The 18,223-nt window shown below is 68.5% G+C and carries 16 protein-coding genes; 10 read left to right on the top strand and 6 right to left on the bottom strand.

What is annotated here, in order from left to right; genetic code table 11:
* Window positions 1-52: 52 nt before the first annotated feature.
* Complete coding sequence (locus GPX89_RS20870) at window positions 53-1,231, bottom strand: alpha-hydroxy-acid oxidizing protein (RefSeq protein WP_157389339.1); 1,179 nt, start codon at window positions 1,229-1,231, stop codon at window positions 53-55.
* A gap of 324 nt (window positions 1,232-1,555) precedes the next feature.
* On the opposite strand from GPX89_RS20870, the gene GPX89_RS20875 reads away from it, so the two are divergent.
* Window positions 1,556-2,548, top strand: a complete 993-nt coding sequence (locus GPX89_RS20875; RefSeq protein WP_157389340.1) for an NAD(P)H-quinone oxidoreductase — start codon at window positions 1,556-1,558, stop codon at window positions 2,546-2,548.
* On the opposite strand, the gene GPX89_RS20880 is transcribed toward GPX89_RS20875, so the two are convergent.
* Entirely contained in the window at window positions 2,545-3,750 is a 1,206-nt protein-coding gene (locus tag GPX89_RS20880; RefSeq protein ID WP_157389341.1) for a cysteine desulfurase-like protein, read from the bottom strand. The genes GPX89_RS20875 and GPX89_RS20880 overlap by 4 nt on opposite strands.
* A gap of 226 nt (window positions 3,751-3,976) precedes the next feature.
* On the opposite strand from GPX89_RS20880, the gene GPX89_RS20885 reads away from it, so the two are divergent.
* The 7 genes from GPX89_RS20885 (at window position 3,977) to GPX89_RS20915 (ending at window position 10,905) form a co-directional block, all read left to right on the top strand.
* Window positions 3,977-4,573, top strand: coding sequence for a bacterial proteasome activator family protein (locus tag GPX89_RS20885; protein WP_157389342.1), 597 nt, complete (start codon window positions 3,977-3,979; stop codon window positions 4,571-4,573).
* Window positions 4,574-4,726: 153 nt separating this feature from the next.
* Window positions 4,727-5,560, top strand: a complete 834-nt coding sequence (gene wzm / locus GPX89_RS20890; RefSeq protein WP_328602100.1) for a galactan export ABC transporter permease subunit Wzm/RfbD — start codon at window positions 4,727-4,729, stop codon at window positions 5,558-5,560.
* 7 nt (window positions 5,561-5,567) lie between these two features.
* Window positions 5,568-6,389 carry a galactan export ABC transporter ATP-binding subunit Wzt/RfbE gene (wzt, locus tag GPX89_RS20895; protein WP_157389343.1) on the top strand — a complete coding sequence of 274 codons (822 nt, stop codon included), beginning with the start codon at window positions 5,568-5,570 and terminating at the stop codon, window positions 6,387-6,389.
* The gene (gene glfT1, locus GPX89_RS20900) at window positions 6,386-7,312 is read left to right on the top strand and encodes a galactofuranosyltransferase GlfT1 (RefSeq protein ID WP_157389344.1); all 927 of its coding nucleotides are present in this window, start codon (window positions 6,386-6,388) and stop codon (window positions 7,310-7,312) included. Before wzt ends, glfT1 begins: the two co-directional genes overlap by 4 nt.
* A gap of 316 nt (window positions 7,313-7,628) precedes the next feature.
* Window positions 7,629-8,735: a ribosome small subunit-dependent GTPase A gene (rsgA, locus tag GPX89_RS20905; protein ID WP_157389345.1), complete on the top strand. Its 1,107-nt coding sequence runs from the start codon at window positions 7,629-7,631 to the stop codon at window positions 8,733-8,735.
* Window positions 8,736-8,927: 192 nt separating this feature from the next.
* Window positions 8,928-10,229 carry a sensor histidine kinase gene (locus tag GPX89_RS20910; RefSeq protein WP_328602101.1) on the top strand — a complete coding sequence of 434 codons (1,302 nt, stop codon included), beginning with the start codon at window positions 8,928-8,930 and terminating at the stop codon, window positions 10,227-10,229.
* Between the two features lie 28 nt (window positions 10,230-10,257).
* Entirely contained in the window at window positions 10,258-10,905 is a 648-nt protein-coding gene (locus tag GPX89_RS20915; protein WP_157389346.1) for a response regulator, read from the top strand.
* 9 nt (window positions 10,906-10,914) lie between these two features.
* Here GPX89_RS20915 and GPX89_RS20920 read toward each other — a convergent pair whose 3' ends face one another.
* Together GPX89_RS20920 and GPX89_RS20925 are read right to left on the bottom strand one after the other, a co-directional pair.
* Entirely contained in the window at window positions 10,915-12,402 is a 1,488-nt protein-coding gene (locus GPX89_RS20920) for an alpha/beta fold hydrolase (protein ID WP_157389347.1), read from the bottom strand.
* Window positions 12,403-12,449: 47 nt separating this feature from the next.
* Window positions 12,450-13,637: a serine hydrolase domain-containing protein gene (locus GPX89_RS20925; RefSeq protein ID WP_157389348.1), complete on the bottom strand. Its 1,188-nt coding sequence runs from the start codon at window positions 13,635-13,637 to the stop codon at window positions 12,450-12,452.
* 262 nt (window positions 13,638-13,899) lie between these two features.
* Between GPX89_RS20925 and GPX89_RS20930 the strand changes: the two genes are divergently transcribed.
* Window positions 13,900-14,748 carry an SDR family oxidoreductase gene (locus tag GPX89_RS20930; RefSeq protein ID WP_157389349.1) on the top strand — a complete coding sequence of 283 codons (849 nt, stop codon included), beginning with the start codon at window positions 13,900-13,902 and terminating at the stop codon, window positions 14,746-14,748.
* An 8-nt stretch (window positions 14,749-14,756) separates the two neighbouring features.
* On the opposite strand, the gene GPX89_RS20935 is transcribed toward GPX89_RS20930, so the two are convergent.
* Entirely contained in the window at window positions 14,757-15,521 is a 765-nt protein-coding gene (locus GPX89_RS20935; RefSeq protein ID WP_235947725.1) for a hypothetical protein, read from the bottom strand.
* Window positions 15,522-15,662: 141 nt separating this feature from the next.
* Between GPX89_RS20935 and GPX89_RS20945 the strand changes: the two genes are divergently transcribed.
* Window positions 15,663-16,250, top strand: coding sequence for a TetR/AcrR family transcriptional regulator (locus GPX89_RS20945; RefSeq protein WP_157389350.1), 588 nt, complete (start codon window positions 15,663-15,665; stop codon window positions 16,248-16,250).
* A gap of 59 nt (window positions 16,251-16,309) precedes the next feature.
* On the opposite strand, the gene GPX89_RS20950 is transcribed toward GPX89_RS20945, so the two are convergent.
* Window positions 16,310-18,202, bottom strand: a complete 1,893-nt coding sequence (locus GPX89_RS20950) for a glycosyltransferase (RefSeq protein WP_157389351.1) — start codon at window positions 18,200-18,202, stop codon at window positions 16,310-16,312.
* Window positions 18,203-18,223: the final 21 nt, after the last annotated feature.

Here is an 18,223-nt window from a genome sequence, read left to right on the forward strand (position 1 = left end):
CTCGGCCGGACCGGACACGCATCCCAGAGCAGTGTTCCTCCCCGGGGCGGAGCTAAACGCGATACGAGGAGATCATGGTGCGGCTCAGGTCGTGCAGGCTGGTGCAGCCCGAAAGTCCCATGGCCGCATCGAAATCCGCGAGCAGGGCGCGCAGCGCGTGCCGGACGCCGTCGGCCCCGGCCAAGCCCAGGCCGTAGACCCAGGGGCGGCCGTAGAGGACGGCCTTGGCGCCCAGCGAGAGCGCGATCATGGCGTCGGAACCGGTGCGGATCCCGGAATCGAACAGCACATCGGCGCGATCGCCGACGGTGGCGACAATGGTGGGCAGGGCATCGAGCGCGCCGACCGCGCCGTCCACCTGGCGGCCGCCGTGATTGCTCACCACCACCGCGTCCGCGCCGGCGTCCACCACCTGGCGGGCGTCGTCGGGATGCAGCACCCCCTTCACGGCGATGGGCAGTTCGGTCCAGTCCCGCAGCCGGGCGATATCCGCCGGGCGCAGGCTGTGATTCCCGAAGAGTCCGATCCAGGTGAGGACGGCGGCCCGCATGGCGTCCTCGCCCTCCTCGGGCGGGGCCGTGAGCTTGGCGCGGAAGACCGGGTCGGACAGGTAGTTGGCGATGCCCTTGCCCTGCAGGAATGGCAGGTGCCCGAGCTGCAGATCACGGGGACGCCAGCCCAGGCTGGGGGTGTCGGCGGTGACGACAATGGCCTTGGCTCCGGCCTTTTCGGCCCGTTCGACGAAGGAGCGGGCCAGCTCCATGTCATTGGGCCAGTACAGCTGATACCACCATTCGCCCGCGCGCTCGCCGACCTCCTCGATGGTGGTGGAGGAGGCGGTGGACAGGCACATGCCGATGCCCAGTTCCCTGGTCACCTCGGCGACCACGGCCTCGCCCCGCTCGTGCAGCAAGCCCAGCACGCCGACCGGCGCGGTGAGAATCGGTGCGGCCAAATGGGTTCCGAGCACCTCCACCGAGAGGTCGCGGGCCCCGGGACCGCTCGCGCCGCGCAGGATGCGGGGCAGCAGCCGGTACTTCTCGAAGGCCGCGAGGTTGGCGTGCGCGGTGCGTTCGGCGGACGCACCGCCCGCCACGTAGGCGAAGGCCGCCGGATCCAGTACTTCCCGAGCCTTCTCTTCCAGCCCCGCCGCCGTCATCGGTAGCGCCGGGACGATGCCCGCCAGGCCGGAGAGATAGATCTCGTTCTGGAAATCGACGAAACTGCTCATGCCCCGGAACGCTAGTACCTTCCACCCCGGCGCGGAGGAGGTCGAAATTACTTTCCCGGAGCGTGACTTTAGAGTCCGGGAATGTCGGTTTTCGTCAGCGCTTACGCACGCGGACCAGGGCGCGGGGCGCCTCTTCGGCGACGAAACCGGACATCGCCATAGCCGCCAGGATGACCATGCCGCCGAGGACGGCCAGAGTGGTGAACACGGAATCTCCCTTCGAATGCCTCCCCCTACGGTGACGGCCGAAGCTGACAGGATGCTGTGCCGACGCCGAGGACTGCCTGACACTAATCGGTGAGCTCCGGCCGTACGCTCGTTTTCATGTATGCGGTGACGCTCGACGGTTTCGGTGGGCCCGAGGTCATGAAGTGGGCGCAGGTGGACGACCTGCCCGCGCCCGGACCGGGCGAAGTGGCGATCGATGTGGTGGCCGCGGGGGTGAACCGCGCGGACCTGCTGCAACGGCAGGGTTTCTATCCGCCGCCGCCCGGAGCCAGCGAGATCCTGGGCCTGGAGGTGTCCGGGGTGGTCGCGGAAGTCGGTGCCGGGGTGCGGGATTGGCGGGCCGGGGACCGGGTGTGCGCGCTGCTGGCCGGCGGCGGCTATGCCGAGCGCGTGATCGCGCCCGCCACCCAACTGCTCCCCGTGCCGGAGGGACTGGATGTGGCCGCGGCGGCCGCGCTGCCGGAGGTGGCGGCCACGGTCTGGTCCAACCTGGTGATGACCGCCGGGCTGCACAGCGGGCAATTGCTGCTGATTCACGGCGGCGGCAGCGGAATCGGCACGCACGCCATCCAGGTGGCGCGGGCGCTGGGTGCGCGGGTGGCGGTGACCGCGGGGTCGCAGTACAAGCTGGACCGGTGCGCGGAATTGGGCGCGACGGTGCTGATCAATTATCGCGAGCACGATTTCGTGACCACCTTGCACAGCGAATATCCCGGCGCGGACATCATTCTCGACGTCATGGGCGCGGCGTATCTGGAGCGCAACGTCGAGGCGCTCGCCGAGGACGGGCACCTGGTGGTGATCGGTATGCAGGGCGGGGTGAAGGCGGAATTGAATCTGGCCGCGCTGCTGGGCAAGCGGGGTTCCATCCACGCCACGAATCTGCGACGGCGGCCGGAACACGGACGCGGATCGAAGGCGGAGATCATCACCGAACTGCGCCGCCACCTCTGGCCGCTCATCTCGGACGGAACCGTCGTACCGGTCGTGTCGGCCGAGATCCCCGTGACCGACGCCGCCGAAGCCCACCGACTGCTGGACTCCGACGAGACCGTCGGCAAGGTGCTGCTGCAGATCCGGGAGCTCTAGGTCTCCAGGGCCGCGAGCGCGCGGCCCAGCTGTTCGATCTCGAATCTCGTTGTGTAGGGCGCGAGTCCGATGGTCACGGCGCCGCCTTCGTCATTGACGCCCAGGGCGTCGAGGAGGCGGCTGCCGCCGTGGGATCCGCTGAGCGTGCCGATGCGGGCGTCGGCCAGCTTGGCCGAGACCTTCTCCGCCTGCATGCCCGCGATGGTGAAGCTCACCGTCGGGATGCGGGTGGAGGCGCGGCCGATGACGGTCAGGTTGGGGATGGTGTCCAGCACCGCCATCAGATCCTCGAAGAGCTGATCGTGGTGGTCCTGCAGGGACGTGATCGACATCTCCAGGCGTTCGCGGCGGGTGCCCTCGGCGCGCTCGTCCAGCGAGGCCAGGTAGTCGATGGAGGTGGTGAGCCCGGCCAGCAGCGCGTACTGGTGGCCGCCCACCTCGAGCCGTTCCGCGCCCTTGGCATAGGGATTCAGCGACATGGACGGAATCCGGTCCAGGAACGCGGGATCGCGGAAGACCAGCGCGCCGATCTGCGGACCGCCCCAGGCGGGGGCGCTCAGCGCGACCACATCGGCATTGAGCTCGTCGATGTCGATGAGCGCGTAGGGCGCGGCGCCGAAGCAGTCGGCGACCAGCAGACCGCCGACCTCGTGCACCCGGTCCGCGGCCACCCGCACCGCGGGCGCGGAGCCCACGATCGGTGAGGCGGCGGTCAAGGCCACCAGGCGGGCGGTGGGTCCGATGAGCTCCTCGAACTGCCAGGCCGGCATCTCGCAGGTCTCGATCTCCACTTCCGCCCAGCGCACGTGCGCGCCATAGCGATTCGCGATGCGCAGCCAGGGCGCGACATTGGCCTCGTCGTCCAGACGCGACAGCACGATCCCGGTGCCCAGACCCAGGCGGGAACTCAGCGATTCGGCCAGCCAGGCCAGCAGGACCGCACGGTCCGGTCCGAGCACCACACCCGCCGGATCGCCGCCGACCAGATCGGCGACGGCCTCGCGCGCGGCCTCCAGGATCGCGGCGCTGCGCTTGGCCGCGCCGTGCCGGTTGGTGTGCGAGAAGGCCGAGGTGCGGAAACCCGTTGAGACGGCCCGGGATACCGAGTCCGGGACCAGCATGCCCGCTTGCGGGTCGAGGTGGATCCAGCCGTCGCCCAGGGACGGTATGAGGCCCCGCACCCGTGCGACGTCGTAAGTCATGCTCGCCACTCTAAAGGGAGAGGGCACAACTGGGTAACGGTAGGCATGGAAGCGGCCGAGAGGACCGGGACGACCTGCATCTACCGTACAAACTGGACGGGACGTCTCGGTCCGGTCTACCGACGGCTTCGCTCCGGGCCCGGCAGTAGTTACACGTTGGCTCCCGAATGCTTGCGAAGTGGGGTGGCGCTGGGCAGGTTCGGCCCGCATTGGGCAGGATGGGGTTATGACGCAATCGGATGGGGTTCCGGAATCCATCGTCGTGATCGGGCCCGAGGGAAAGCCGCTGTTCATCCCGGCGGCCGCGCAGATCGGCGGCGAGCCGGTGGAGCTCACCGGACAGTTTGTCGGCGAGGACAATTCGGAGGCTTCCGACGATTCCCGCGAGAAGGAATCGCTCGCGGACATGGTCGAACAGCCCGCGAAGGTCATGCGCATCGGCACCATGATCAAGCAGCTGCTCGAGGAAGTCCGGCACGCGCCGCTGGACGACGCCTCCCGCACCCGGCTGCGCGAGATCCACCGCACCTCCATCCGCGAACTGGAAACCGGCCTGGCCCCGGAACTCCGCGAGGAGCTCGAGCGGCTGGCCCTGCCCTTCACCGACGACACCGTCCCCTCCGACGCGGAACTGCGCATCGCCCAGGCGCAATTGGTGGGCTGGCTCGAGGGCCTGTTCCACGGCATCCAGACCGCGCTCTTCGCCCAGCAGATGGCGGCCCGCGCCCAGCTGGAACAAATGCGTCAAGCCCTCCCGCCGGGCGTGAGCCACGGCGGCGACCCGCGTGGACAGCAGAGTTCCGGCGGCGGGCAGTACCTGTAGGACGGTGGCGCAGCACACTCCTGCCGCTGATTTGTCGGGGTCGGCGGCAGGTTCCCACCGCAACGTAATAGCAATTAGATAAGGTCGGGTGCTGTGCCTGCTGCTGCTCCCCCCGACTCCGCTACGGCGGAAGTGCGCGCGGACAATTCTTCCGTGCCGCTAGTGTCGGACTCCCAGACGTTCCGTCGCGCGTTCAAGGACTTCCGTGACGGGTTCGCGCAGCGTGAGCTGTGGCTATCGCTCGGCTGGCAGGACATCAAGCAGCGCTATCGCCGCTCGGTGCTGGGTCCGTTCTGGATCACCATCGCGACCGGCGTGCAGGCCGCGGCCATGGGATTCCTCTACGCCACCCTGTTCCATCAACCGCTGCACACCTATCTGCCCTATGTGACGGTCGGCCTGATCGTCTGGAATGTGATCAATGCCAGCATTCTCGAGGGCTCCGACGTCTTCATCGCCAACGAGGGCCTGATCAAACAGCTGCCGTCGGCGTTGAGCGTGCACGTCTATCGCCTGGTGTGGCGGCAGTTCCTGTTCTTCGCGCACAACCTGGTGATCTATCTGGTCATGCTGGTCGGCTTCGGCGTCTGGCGGGATCTGCACTGGACGGCGATTCTGGCGATCCCGGGCATTCTGCTGCTGTTCGCGAACGCCATGTGGGTGAGCATCGCCTTCGGCATCTTCAGCACTCGCTACCGCGATATCGCGCCGATTCTCGGCAGCATGACCCTGATGCTGTTCGTGCTGACCCCGGTCATGTGGAGCACCAAGTCGCTGCACGATCAGGGCGGTTCGGTGAGCGAGCGCGCCAAGCTCGTCGAGCTGGTGCCGACCTACCATTACCTGGAAATCGTGCGCGCGCCCCTGCTGGGCGAGCCGCAGCCATTGCGGTCCTGGATCGTGGTGCTGGCCATCACGGTGGTCGGCTGGACCGTCGCGGTCATGGCCATGAAGCAGTTCCGTTCCCGTGTCCCCTACTGGGTGTGAAGGCTCGATGACCGACCATGTGAGTATCGAAACCCAGAACGCGTGGGTGGAGTTCCCGATCTTCGACGCCAAGTCCCGTTCGCTGAAGAAGGCGTTCATGGGCAAGGCGGGCGGCGCCATCGGACGCAATCAGTCCGATGTCGTCGTGATCGAGGCGCTGCGCGATATCAACCTCTCGCTCAAGGAGGGCGACCGCGTCGGGCTGGTCGGCCACAATGGCGCGGGCAAATCGACGCTGCTGCGCCTGCTTTCGGGCATTTACGAACCGACCCGCGGCAGTGCGCGCATTCGCGGCCGCGTGGCGCCGGTCTTCGATCTCGGCGTCGGCATGGATCCGGAGATTTCCGGGTACGACAACATCATCATTCGCGGTTTGTTCCTGGGGCAGACGCGCAAGCAGATGCTGTCCAAAATCGATGAGATCGCCGAATTCACCGAGCTCGGCGAGTATTTGGAGATGCCGCTGCGCACCTACTCCACGGGCATGCGGGTCCGTTTGGCGATGGGCGTGGTGACCTCCATCGATCCGGAGATCCTGCTGCTCGACGAGGGCATCGGCGCGGTGGACGCGGAATTCATGAAGAAGGCGCGCATCCGCCTGCAGGAGCTGGTGTCCCGCTCCGGCATTCTCGTTTTCGCCTCGCACTCCAACGAATTCCTGGCGCAGCTGTGTGATTCCGCTCTCTGGATCGACCACGGCAACGTGCGGATGCACGGTGGAATCGAGGAAGTCGTGCGAGCCTACGAGGGCCCGGAGGCGGGTGATCACGTGGCGCAGGTGCTGCGGGATCTGGAACGTGAACGTGAACCGGAACGGAATCCCGCATGAGTGAGCAGTCCGCCACCCCCGTCTATGGCGATGATGCGCGCATCGTCGCCATCGTGGTCACGCACAAACGCCGGGAGCTGCTGGCCGAGTCGCTGAAGGTGCTCGGCAGCCAGACCCGGCCGATCGACCATTTGATCGTGGTGGACAACGGCAACGAGGCCGAGGTCGGCGAGCTGGTGAAGCAGCAGCCCATGGAGACCACCTACCTGGGCTCGGAGCACAACCTCGGCGGCGCGGGCGGTTTCGCGCTCGGCATGCTGCACGCGCTCACCATGGGCGCGGACTGGGTGTGGCTGGCCGACGACGACGGGCGGCCCGAGGGGCCGGATGTGCTTGCCACGCTGTTCGATTGCGCCAAGCGGCATCAGCTGGTCGAGGTGTCGCCGGTGGTCGCCGATATCGATGATCCGGACCGGCTGGCCTTCCCGCTGCGGCGGGGCGTGGTGTGGCGGCGGCTGCGCTCGGAGCTCGGGGACGAGGACTTCCTCCCGGGGATCGCGTCGCTGTTCAACGGCGCGCTGGTCTCCGCGGAGGCCGTGGACAAGATCGGCGTGCCGGATCTGCGGCTGTTCGTGCGCGGCGACGAGGTGGAGGTGCACCGGCGGCTCGTGCGCTCGGGCCTGCCCTTCGGCACCTGTCTGCAGACCGCCTACCTGCACCCCAACGGCTCGGCCGAGTTCAAGCCGATCCTGGGCGGGCGCATGCACACCCAGTACCCGGACGATCCGGTCAAGCGGCACTTCACCTATCGCAACCGCGGCTACCTGATGGCGCAGCCGGGCATGCGAAAGCTGTTGCCGCAGGAAGTCGCCCGATTCGGGTGGTTCTTCCTGGTGCAGCAGAAGGACCCGGCCGGGCTCATGGAGTGGCTACGCCTGCAGCGGATGGGACGCCGCGAGCAGTTCGACAAGCCCTCGTCGTAGGGAGAGCCAACTCTCGGGACTCTCAGGGGTGCCCCCTGAAACCCCTGGAGGCCGGCCGAGAAAATACGTTGCGCGCACGGGGACAGCCTGACAAGGTTGTCCCCGTTCTTGTTGGACTGTGGACTCCTCTGGGGTTTCAGGGGCTAGCCCCTGAGAGTTTCGAGAGTTGAGTCCCTCGAGTGAGCGAGGGAGGTGGAGTACGTGACGGAGACAGTGCGGATTGTCGTGCCCGGGCGAGTTGTCGCCCCGCGCGTATCCATCTCGAATTCCCCTCGCTGAGTCCACTTCCGGGCTCGGCCCGTCGAAGGACTCACCAATGTCTTCGGTCGATCTCGACCTGCTCGTCCCCTACGGCTGGAACTCCGCCTACGCCGCCGACTATCTGCCGCTGCTCGGCGATGATCTGATTCCGGCCCGCGTGATCCGCATGGATCGCAGCGAATGCGATATCGCCGCACCGCTTCCCACTCCCGACTACGAGAGCCGTCTCAGGGCCGCCGTCGTCCGTGCTCAGCTCCCGCGCTCGGACTCCGAGATCAGCGGGCTGTGCACCGGCGACTGGGTCGCCATCGATCGCGGGCGCACGGTGCGCGCGCTGCTGCCGCGCCGGACCGCCATCGTCCGCGCGGCCGTCTCCGGACAGCCCGATTCCCGCGCCAGATCCGCCCATCAGGTGCTGGCCGCGAATGTGGACACCGTGCTGGTGTGCACCGCCGGTGACGGAGACGTCGATCTCGGGCGCATCGAGCGCCTGCTCGCGCTGGCCTGGGAATCCGGCGCGCAGCCGATCGTGGTGCTCACCAAAGCCGATCTGGCGCAGGACATTCCGATCGAGGACGTCCGCGCCGCCGCGCCGGGCGTCACCGTCCTGGCCGTCAGCGCCGCCGGCGGTGTCGGAATGGAGGTGCTGGCCGGGCTGCTGCACGGCACCGTCGCCCTGATCGGCGCTTCGGGCGCGGGCAAGTCCACCCTCGCCAATGCCCTGCTCGGCGCGGATGTCTTCGCCACCAGCGAGGTTCGCGAGGGCGACAAGCGCGGCCGCCACACCACCGTGCATCGGGAACTCCGCCCCTTGCCCGGCGGCGGCACCCTCATCGACACGCCGGGCCTGCGCTCGGTCGGACTCTGGGATGCCGCCGAGGGCCTCGGCCGCACCTTCGGCGAGATCGAATCCCTGTCCGCCCAGTGCCGTTTCAGCGATTGCGCGCACGAGAACGAACCGGGCTGCGCGGTGCTCGCGGCCATCGAGTCGGGCGCGCTGCCGCAGCGTCGGCTGGACAGCTTCCGAAAGCTCAGCCGCGAGAACGACTGGCTCGCCGCCCGCAGCGACGCCCGCGCCCGCGCCGAACGCGCCAAGGTGTGGAAGGGCATCGCCAAGGAGCAGCGCCGCATGTACAAGGAACGCGGCGGCAAGCGGCGCTGACCGTCGCGGGCAGTCCCGGTGCGCGGGTAGCGCCGGCCGTCGTGCCCGATAGGTTGGGCAGATGCTCGGAGCCCACGCACCACTCGATCACCGGCCCACCCGGGTCACGATCGTGCCTACCGCGTGGTGGTTGACGAACGGACCGCGCGGACTGCCCGTGGCGAGCCGGCCGGCCGACAAAACGGTGGCGGGGTGATCACCGCAGCGAATCCCCCGGCCGCGGATCGATCCGTGGCCGGGTGGATCCGTGCCAGGCTGCGCTCGCTCCCCGGTGCCATCGGGTATCTGCTGGTCGGTGGTTTCACCGCGTTCGGGGCGCTGTTCGCCGTTTTCGCGCTGTCGGTCGTGGCGGCGGCGAGTCTGGTCGGGGTGGGCATTCCGGCGATTCCCGAAGTCATCCGGCTGATCCGGCCGCTGGTCGAGTTCGAGCGACGGCGGGCGGGCAAGCGGCTCGGCGCGCCGATCGTGGTGGTCTACGAACCGCTGAGCGGCAGCCTCGGCGCGAAGCTGGCGACCGTGTTCCGGGATCCGGCCAATCGGCGGGATGTCGCCTGGCTGATCCTGCACCTCGTGCCCGGTGTCCTGTTGGCGGGGCTGGCGGCGGCGCTGCCGGTGGGCACGCTGCAGCAGGCCGCGATTCCGGTGTACTGGCGGCTGCTACCCGGACCGGTGGAGACCTTCGGGATCACCGTGACCTCATGGCCGCTCGCCCTCGGGGCGGCCCTGGCCGCGATTCCCCTGGGGTGGATCGTTTTCCAGGCGCCCGTGGCGGCACGGGGACAGGCGCTGGCGGCACGGGCGCTGCTCGGCCCCGCCCCCGGCGCACGGCTGGCGGTGCGGGTAGCCGAACTGACGGCCACGCGGGCGGCCGCCCTCGACGCGCACGGGGCGGAGCTGCGACGCATCGAACGGGATCTGCACGATGGGGCGCAGGCGCGGATCGCCGCGGTCATCATGCAGCTCGGGCTGGCCGATCAACTGCGGGAACGGGATCCGGACGCGGCCGCGGACCTGGTGCGCAAGGCCCAGGACACGGCGACCTCGGCACTGAGCGAACTGCGTGACGTGGTGCGGGGCATCTATCCGCCGGTGCTCACCGATCGCGGCCTGGTGAGCGCGATTTCGGCGCTGGCCGCCCGCTCCCCGATTCCGGTCGAACTCGATCTGGCCACCGAGGGGGAGAACGCACCGCGTTCCGAACCGGGGCGGTGGCCCGCGGCGATGGAGGCGGCCGCCTATTTCGTGATCGCCGAGGCGATCACCAATGCGACGAAACACTCCGGTGCTCGGCTCCTTCGGATCGCGCTCGGCGGGAGTGCCGAAGAACTGATCGTCGAGGTGTGGGACGACGGCGCCGGAGCCGCGTCCGAGACCGAGGGCGGCGGGCTGGCCGGGATCCGCCGCCGGGCCGAGGCGCTCGACGGGCGGATGCTGCTGAGCAGCCCGCCGGGCGGGCCTACCGTGGTGCGCGTGGAGTTGCCGTGTGGATCGTGAGCGAAAGGGCGGACGAGGTGGTGGCGTCATGCGCGTCGTGATCGCGGAGGACGACGCGCTGCTGCGGGAGGGGCTGGCGCTGTTGCTGAAGACCGCGGGCATCGAGGTGGTCGCGGCGGTCGACAATGCCGATGATTTCCTGCGGGTGGTCACCGAGGACCGGCCCGACGCGGTCGTCGTGGATGTGCGGATGCCGCCCACCTTCACCGACGACGGCCTGCGGGCGGCCGTGCGCGCCAGGGAGATTCACCCCGGGCTGCCCGTGCTGGTGCTGTCGGCGTGGGTGGAGGACAGCTATGCCGCCGAACTGCTCGGGGACGGGGCGGGCGGCATCGGATATCTGCTCAAGGAGCGCGTCGGGAAGGTGGATCGATTCCTGGACTCGCTGCGGCGGGTGGCGTCGGGCGGGACCGCCATGGATCCGGAGGTGATCTCGCAGCTGCTGGTGCGGCGCAAGACCGGCGATCCGCTGGCGGCATTGACCCCGCGTGAACGCGAGGTGCTGGCGTTGATGGCCGAGGGGCTCGACAACGGCACCATTGCCGAGCGCCTCGTGGTCTCCGAAGGCGCTGTGCTCAAACACATTCGGAGCATCTTCGCCAAACTGGGGTTGTTCGCCGACGAGGTGGGACACCGCCGGGTGCTGGCCGTACTCGCCTACCTCAATGCCGGATGATCGCGATGATCAGTCCTCGCGGCAGGTGAGGTCTGCGGCGGGCAGGATGCCGTCGGCCAGGTAGGTGTTGACGGCGTCGTAGACGCAGGCGTTCGGGTAGCGGCCCAGGATCGAATGGATGGCCACATCCCGCAGTGTCACCATGCGGGAGCCGGTGAGCACCTTGTGCATGGCAAGCGCGCCGCCGTAGTTGGTGCGGGTGTCGCCGGTGGCCTGGATGATCAGATTCGGCACCGAATTGCTCAGGGCCGTGGGGGTTTCGATGGGCGGCGCCCAGAACGCGCAGGGCGTGATGTTGTCGGCCAGCGCGCCGAAGACCGGCTGGGCGGCGCGGGACGCCTCGAGATTGCGCCGGTACCAGGCGGGATCGCGCGGGACGCCGACATCGCCGCACAGGATCGCCATCTGCGGTGACAGGTCGCGGGGCTGCGAGCGCAGCATGATGCCCAGCTTGCCCGCCAGATCCGCGTCCGGGCGTACCGGTGTGCCGTCCGCGGCATCGGCCAGTTCCCGGATCTGCTGGGCGGCAAGGCCGTAATCGTGCGGCGAGTCGAAGGCGATGTACAGGACCAGCGGCAACATATGCTCGTTCAGCTCGAAGTCGCCGATCCGGATCGGCTGGACGGCAGCGCGTTCGATCAGCCGCTGGACCGCACCGCGCACCTCGGCACCGGTCGCGCCGAGGTGGTATTCGCCGTCGCGTTCCGCGGTCCAGGCCGCCCACGCATCCAGCGCGGCCTCATTGGGCGCGCCCATGTCCTGGACCATGCCGACCGCACCGTAGCGGTACGGGTCCACGGTGCCGTCGAGCACCATCCGGTCGGAGCGCTCCGGGAACATCTGCATGTAGACGGCACCCAGATAGGTGCCATACGACGTGCCGAGATAGCTGATCTTGTCCTGGCCGAGCACCGCGCGGATGACATCCATGTCGCGAGCGGTATTGCGGGTCGTGAAGTGCGGCAGGCGATCCCCCTCCACCGCGGCGCAGCGCGCCGCCAGATCGGCCTGATCGGCGACGGATTCGGCGAAGCTCCCGGCATCGGGTCCGGCGAATTGCAGGCCGAATCCGTGCGGCCAGTGGCAGTTCACCGCCGACGAGCGCCCGACGCCGCGCGGATCCATGCCGATCAGGTCGTAGCGGGCACGGACCTCGGGAGTCATGGCCTTGCTCGTCTCGACGAAGTAGTCCAGGCCCGCGCCGCCGGGGCCGCCCGGATTGGAGAGCATGACACCGTGCCGCCGCGAAGGATCGGTGGCGGGGATGCGGGAGATGGCGACGACGATCGTGCGGCCTTGCGGCTCCGCGTAATTCAGCGGCACGGTGACATCGGCGCACTGCGCGCCCACGCCGTCCAGGCCGGGATCGTCGCAGGACCTCCAGTTCAGCGACTGCTGTTGGAAGCGGTCCAGCGGGGCGGCGGCGGGACGTTCGGTCACCGCGGCCGTCGTGATGGCGGCGGCCGTCACCAGAGCGGTGACCGCCAACGCTGCCATGCCTTTTCGGGTACGGGCGAGCTCGCGAAAACGCAACACGGTTCCTCTCACGAGCAGAAAGCGGTGTCGAAGGCCTTGTTCACCACTTCGGAGGCGGCCCGATCGGCCAGGAGCTGATTGACGGTCACCACCACGGCGGTGCCGTCCGTGGCCACCCCGGTGTGGGTGCCGAAGCCGGGGATGCTGCCGCCGTGGCCCCATATTTCCTTGCCACACGAACTCGCCTGACGGATCAGGCCCAGCCCGTAGCCGGAGCCGGGTTCGCCGCGGTCCCAGGGGACGGTCTTCTTCATCTCCGCCAACTGCGCGGCGGGGAGCAGTTTCCCGGCGAGCAGGGCGGTGAAGAAGCGGTTCAGGTCGGTCGGGGTGGCGATCATCGCGCCCGCGGTGTCGGCCCAGGACGGGTCCAGATCGGTGTAATCCTCACGGTGGCCGTTGATTTCGTGGTACCCGCGCGGATGCGGTCCGCGGATCCCGGTTTCGCGCGAGTCCGGGAAGTAGGTGTCGTGCAGGCCCAGTGGTTCCAGGATGCGGCTGCCGATCTCGGCGGCGGCCGGGCGGCCGGTCACCTGCTGGATCAGCATGCCCAGCAGGATGTAATTGGTGTTCGTGTAGACCGAACGCGCGCCGGGCTCGAACCGCGGCGGCATGGCCATGGCGATGCGCACCAGGTCCGCGGGTTCGTAATGGGCGCTGCGGAGTCGATCGGAATCGGCGGTCAACTGGCCGGAGCCGGGTGCGGCGGGGTCGCGGCCCGCCAGATATTCGGGCAGTCCGCTGGTGTGCTGCAGCAACTGGCGGACCGTGACGCGATTGCCGTCGTTGCCGTTGCCCCGGACGACGCCCGGCAGATAGCGCTCGATCGGGGCGTCCAGGTCGACCCGGCCCTCACCGACGAGTTGCAGCACCACGGTGGCGACGAAGGTCTTGGTATTGCTGCCGATCCGCACCCGGGCGTCCTCGGGGATGGGCGCGCCGGTGCTCAGATCGCCCGCGCCCGCGGTGAGCACGTGATGGCCGTCGGGACCGTCGAAGACCACCTGCGCGCCGGGGAAACCGCTGCGGACCACGGTGTCGAGCGCCTCGGAGACGGCACGGTACACCTCCTTGCGCGACGATTCGCCCGTGCGAGAGCCGGTGGCGGAGTCGGTGCCGCAGGCCGTGGCCGCGAGCACGGCCAGCACGCCGACTCCGGCCAGCAGGGCCCGGCCACGCGGTCGCCGCAATGCGCTCATAGCAGATATTCCTCCTGTTCAGGCCGGTTTTCCGGCCCTTCGAGCGTAGGAATCCGGGCGGCCGCGGCCCATGCCCCACGCACCCGGATCGGGGTCGTGCGCGGTACCGGATCGGAGGTGGTGTCAGCACTACCTATATGCACCTTGTTGCATAGTCGGCATTTCTTGCCTACTGTCCGAGATGCGAGAGTTTCTGCCCCGCCGCATCAACCGGGCGCGGATGATCGGAACGGGGCGACAACAGCAGAAGAGGAGTGGATCCATGACCGGAGCACAGAGGCAGCTGGCGGGTCGGACCATGATCATGTCGGGTGGGAGTCGCGGAATCGGGCTGGAGATCGCCAAGCGGGCGGCGGCCGACGGCGCGAACATCACGCTCATCGCGAAAACCGATACGCCGCATCCCAAGCTGCCCGGCACCATCCATACCGCGGCGGCCGAGCTGGAGCAGGCGGGCGGCAACGTCCTGAAGTACCTCGGCGACGTTCGTGACGACGGGGCGGTGGCCGAGGCGGTGCGGCAGACCATCGAGCGCTTCGGTGGCATCGACATGGTGGTGAACAATGCCTCGGCCATCGACATCTCTCCCACCGAGACCCTGTCGATGAAGAAGTACGACCTCATGCAGGACATCAACTGCCGCGGCAGCTTCCTGCTGTCCAAGCTCAGCATCCCGGCGCTGAAGGAATCCGCGCAGGCCGGACGCAATCCGCACATCCTGACCCTGTCGCCGCCGCTCAACCTGGATCCGAAGTGGGCGGGCATGGCGCTGGGCTACACCATCGCCAAGTACGGAATGTCGCTCACCACACTGGGTTTGAGCGAGGAGCTGCGCAAGTACGGCATCGGCGTGAACTCGCTGTGGCCGCGCACCACCATCGCCACCGCCGCGGTCAAGAATCTGCTCGGCGGGGAGGAGATGATCGCCACCTCACGCACGCCGGACATCTACGCCGATGCCGCGTATCTGGTGCTCACCTCACCGGCCAAGGACACCACCGGCAACTTCTTCATCGACGACGAAGTCCTTGCCGCACACGGGATCACCGATCTCGACAAGTACCGAGTGGTGCCCGGCGACGGACCGCTCACCACGGACCTGTTCCTCTAGCGGCCGGTTCAGCCGAGCGCGAGGGCCTCGCGCTCGGCCAGCTCCTTCAGCGTGCGCAATTGCTTGCGCATCATCAGGAAGTCACCGAAGATCGGCAGCGCAAGCAGCCAGGACGGGCCCCGGAATCGAACCCGGGCGTGCAGCCGACTGCGCGTGCGGGTTTCGGGGTGGACCGCGTAGGTGACCGCGACTCCATCGGCCAGCAGAGTGACCTGCGCACCGGGCGTATAGCCGACCAGGTCGAACAGGCCCATGAAGCGTTGGCCCACAGCGAGATCCATCAGCAGCGGATCACGCTCCCGCGGACTCCGGCGCCCGAAATTGTCGAGCAGGTCATAGCTGTAGGGGGCGACCCGCAGCTGACAGAGCCAGGCGAAGACCGCACCGGCGGGCGCGGATACGGACACGGCTCGGTCGCAGACGACCACCTCGCCGGAAAGCTGACTGTCGCAAGGCAATTCCATGGCCACCTCCGCATCGGTGGCGCCCCACCGTTGCCCCGGAAGTCGCATGCCGGACCCCTCCGCGGCAACGGCTATGTCGCGCAACAGCATCCGCCGCACCATCAGTTGATGCATCCCGCTGTCGATCACCAGGGCGCGATAGATCCGGCCGTGAATGCCGGGGAAGACCGCGCGGGATTCGGCGGTGACGCGGGTGTGGCCGGGATCGACCTCGTCGAGCCGGTAGGTCAGCGCGTAGCGGGAGAACCAGTGGTGGCCTTCGAGGGCCAATCGTTTCAGCGGGTCGGCCTCGTCGAGCACGAAACCCATGGGCACTGTGCTGAGATCGTCAGGATTCTTGCAGGTCGCACGGACAAGGGCGGCCCATGTCCGCTCACGATCGGCATTGATTACCCTGGAATGCTCATCGATATAGGGCAAACGCTCCATATAGAAGGAACGTACTAGTTCATGGCGCCACCTCGCAAGCACGACACCGACGTGATCCTCGACGCAGCCCGCACCCTGGTCCTGCGCGACGGCCCCCGCGCGGCCAGCGTCGCCGCCATCGCCGAGGCCAGCGGCGCGCCGGTCGGCACGCTCTACCACCGCTTCGGCAACCGCAACGGCGTTCTCACCGAGGCCTGGATCCGCGCCCTGGACCGCTTCCAATCCCGCGTCCTCACCGCCACCGCCGTCCCCGACCCGATCGAGGCCGCCGTGACCATGACGACGGCCGCGATCGGCTTCGGCCGCGACTGCCCCGACGACGCCAGGCTGCTGCTGAACCTGCGCCCCAGCGACCTGCTGGACGGCGCGCCCGACACCGAGTTCCGCGAGCGCCTGGCGCGCATGAACGAGCCGCTTTTCGAACAGCTCCATCGCATCGCGACCGGTGTCTACGGCGCCGACGGCGAACGAGAGATCGACGCCGTCAGCCGCGTCGTGGTGGACCTCCCCTATGCCGCCCTGCGCCGCCACGCGCCCGCGCCTGAACTTCCGGACTGGCTGGAGGCCGACCTGGCCGCCGCCGCCCGCACGCTGCTCACCGTCCGCTGAGACGAGACATGGCCCGGGACTGGAGGTCCCGGGCCATGGTCAGGCGATTATGTTGCCGTCTAGTCGATTCCGTAGAGGCGTTCCCAGTTCTCTCGACTGGTGAGCTCCGGCATGGCGGCGCGCCAGCGGCGCTGCAGGTCGGGCAGGTCCTTGCGGAGCCGGCGAAGCACCCGGTAGGCGCGGATCAGCAGACGGCGGGCGGTTTCCTTGTCGCGCACGCGGACTCGGACGCCGGACTGGGAGGCGTCGGTGACGACCACGTGGTTGAACAGGCCCACATGCCACCAGTGGGCGTCCTCGCGGGTGACCGCGACCGGGCCGGGGATGACGCGGCCGGTCCACTGCTTGAGGGCGCGCTTGTAGAGGACCAGCAGCGGGTGGCTGGGCTCGCCGCCCGCGCGACGCACGTGCAGGTGCGCGTTGGGGACCGGGGCGGTGGCGCCCGGGTGCTTGATGGTCTCCGGGTAGTCCGAGCGCGAGCCACGGGCCTTGGCCAGCGCCTCGATGCCACCGTCGCGCAGGATCTCCGGGCCCTTCAGGTAGTCCTCGATGCCCTGCAGGGTGGTGTGCGCCAGGCCGTACTGCATGCCGACCAGGTACTCGCTGATCTCCCGGAACAACTGGCGGGTGATCGATTTCGCGTCCAGGTCGTGGTGCAGGGAGGACACGATGAGCGAGTTGCGCGAGGAGAAGTAGCGCGCCCAGTCGTCGAAGTCCTTCCAGTAGAAGTCGGCGTGCCACACGGCGGCGTTGGGCAGGGTGACGGTGACGAAACCGTTCTCCCGTGCGCGCAGGCCGTATTCCACGTCGTCCCACTGGAAGAAGATCGGCACCGGCAGCCCGATCCGCTTGACCACCTCGGCCGGGATGAGGCAGGTCCACCAGGCCTGGTAGCCGGCGTCGACGCGGCGTTCCTGGTGCTTCTTGAGCATGGAGGTGTTGCGCAGCGCCTTGGCCACCTTCTGGCCGTGGCGCAGCTTGCCCAGATTCGTCTCCTCCGCACCGACATTGAGGTAGTCGGGGTTGAACAGGAACAGCATCTGCGCGCCCACCAGGGTGGGTTCGACGGTCAGGTTCGCGAAGGCGTTGAGACGCAACACGGTTTCGGGCTCGCACAGGATGTCGTCGTCCATGAGGATGACGTCGGCATGCTCATTGGCCGCGGACACCTCGTAGAGGCCGCGCGTGAAACCGCCCGCGCCACCGAGATTCGGCTGCCGGATGTAGCGCAGCTTGTCGCCGAACTTGGGCTGTGTCTCGGTGAACAGCGCCTGATCCTGCACCAGGTCGGTGCCCTGGTCGACGACGTAGACGGCGTCGATGAGCGAGAGCACGGTGGCGTCGGAGGCCAGGGCCGCAACCGTATTGGCGCAGTCCTGGGCCCGGTTGAAGGTGCAGATGGCGATGGCCACCGGGCGCACCTGCTCGGGCGCGGCCGCGGTCCAGGCCAGATCGGTGACCACGGCCTCGCCGCCGAGGGCCTCGATCTCGAGCCAGATCGCGCCGCCGTCGATGTACATGTCCAGCGGTGCGCGCAGCACCACCCGGCCGGTCTCCTTGACCACGGCGGTGTCGACCACCCGGCGGTGACCCGCGATATCGGAGGCGGCCAGCCGGATTCGCACCTTGCCGGTCACCTCGAGGGTCATGCCCACCTCGACCTCGGTGACCTTGGTCCAGCGCTGCCAGTAGGCGGCGGCGAAGCGGCCGAAGTAGGTGTTGGTGTTGACCGACGCACCCTTCTCCAGGCGTAGCGTCTGCCGCTCCCGGGTGACCTTGCCCTTGGCCACCGCGTACAGCTCATCGCTGATCTTCGGCGCTGGTCCGCAGAAGATGCCGCGGGCCAGCACCAGCCGCTCCGGAGCGGCATGCTCGGCGCGCAGAGTCGCGGGAGCCCCAGCGCTCTTCCGGTCCTCGGTTTCGGTCACGGCCTGCCCAGCCGACGCATCCATGAATCCCTCGACATCCTTTGA

Origin of the sequence: Nocardia terrae, from assembly GCF_009760405.1 — a bacterium.
GTDB classification, from domain to species: Bacteria; Actinomycetota; Actinomycetes; order Mycobacteriales; family Mycobacteriaceae; genus Nocardia; species Nocardia terrae.

Bases quoted from the DNA above. Each gene is read 5' to 3' on its own strand.
- GPX89_RS20880 (WP_157389341.1), bottom strand. From the start codon at position 3,750: ATGACTTACGACGTCGCACGGGTGCGGGGCCTCATACCGTCCCTGGGC.
- GPX89_RS20950 (WP_157389351.1), bottom strand. From the start codon at position 18,202: ATGGATGCGTCGGCTGGGCAGGCCGTGACCGAAACCGAGGACCGGAAG.
- GPX89_RS20930 (WP_157389349.1), top strand. From the start codon at position 13,900: ATGACCGGAGCACAGAGGCAGCTGGCGGGTCGGACCATGATCATGTCG.
- GPX89_RS20945 (WP_157389350.1), top strand. From the start codon at position 15,663: ATGGCGCCACCTCGCAAGCACGACACCGACGTGATCCTCGACGCAGCC.
- rsgA (WP_157389345.1), top strand. From the start codon at position 7,629: ATGTCTTCGGTCGATCTCGACCTGCTCGTCCCCTACGGCTGGAACTCC.
- glfT1 (WP_157389344.1), top strand. From the start codon at position 6,386: ATGAGTGAGCAGTCCGCCACCCCCGTCTATGGCGATGATGCGCGCATC.
- GPX89_RS20915 (WP_157389346.1), top strand. From the start codon at position 10,258: ATGCGCGTCGTGATCGCGGAGGACGACGCGCTGCTGCGGGAGGGGCTG.
- GPX89_RS20870 (WP_157389339.1), bottom strand. From the start codon at position 1,231: ATGAGCAGTTTCGTCGATTTCCAGAACGAGATCTATCTCTCCGGCCTG.
- GPX89_RS20935 (WP_235947725.1), bottom strand. From the start codon at position 15,521: ATGGGTTTCGTGCTCGACGAGGCCGACCCGCTGAAACGATTGGCCCTC.
- wzt (WP_157389343.1), top strand. From the start codon at position 5,568: ATGACCGACCATGTGAGTATCGAAACCCAGAACGCGTGGGTGGAGTTC.
- GPX89_RS20925 (WP_157389348.1), bottom strand. From the start codon at position 13,637: ATGAGCGCATTGCGGCGACCGCGTGGCCGGGCCCTGCTGGCCGGAGTC.
- GPX89_RS20885 (WP_157389342.1), top strand. From the start codon at position 3,977: ATGACGCAATCGGATGGGGTTCCGGAATCCATCGTCGTGATCGGGCCC.
- GPX89_RS20875 (WP_157389340.1), top strand. From the start codon at position 1,556: ATGTATGCGGTGACGCTCGACGGTTTCGGTGGGCCCGAGGTCATGAAG.
- GPX89_RS20920 (WP_157389347.1), bottom strand. From the start codon at position 12,402: ATGGCAGCGTTGGCGGTCACCGCTCTGGTGACGGCCGCCGCCATCACG.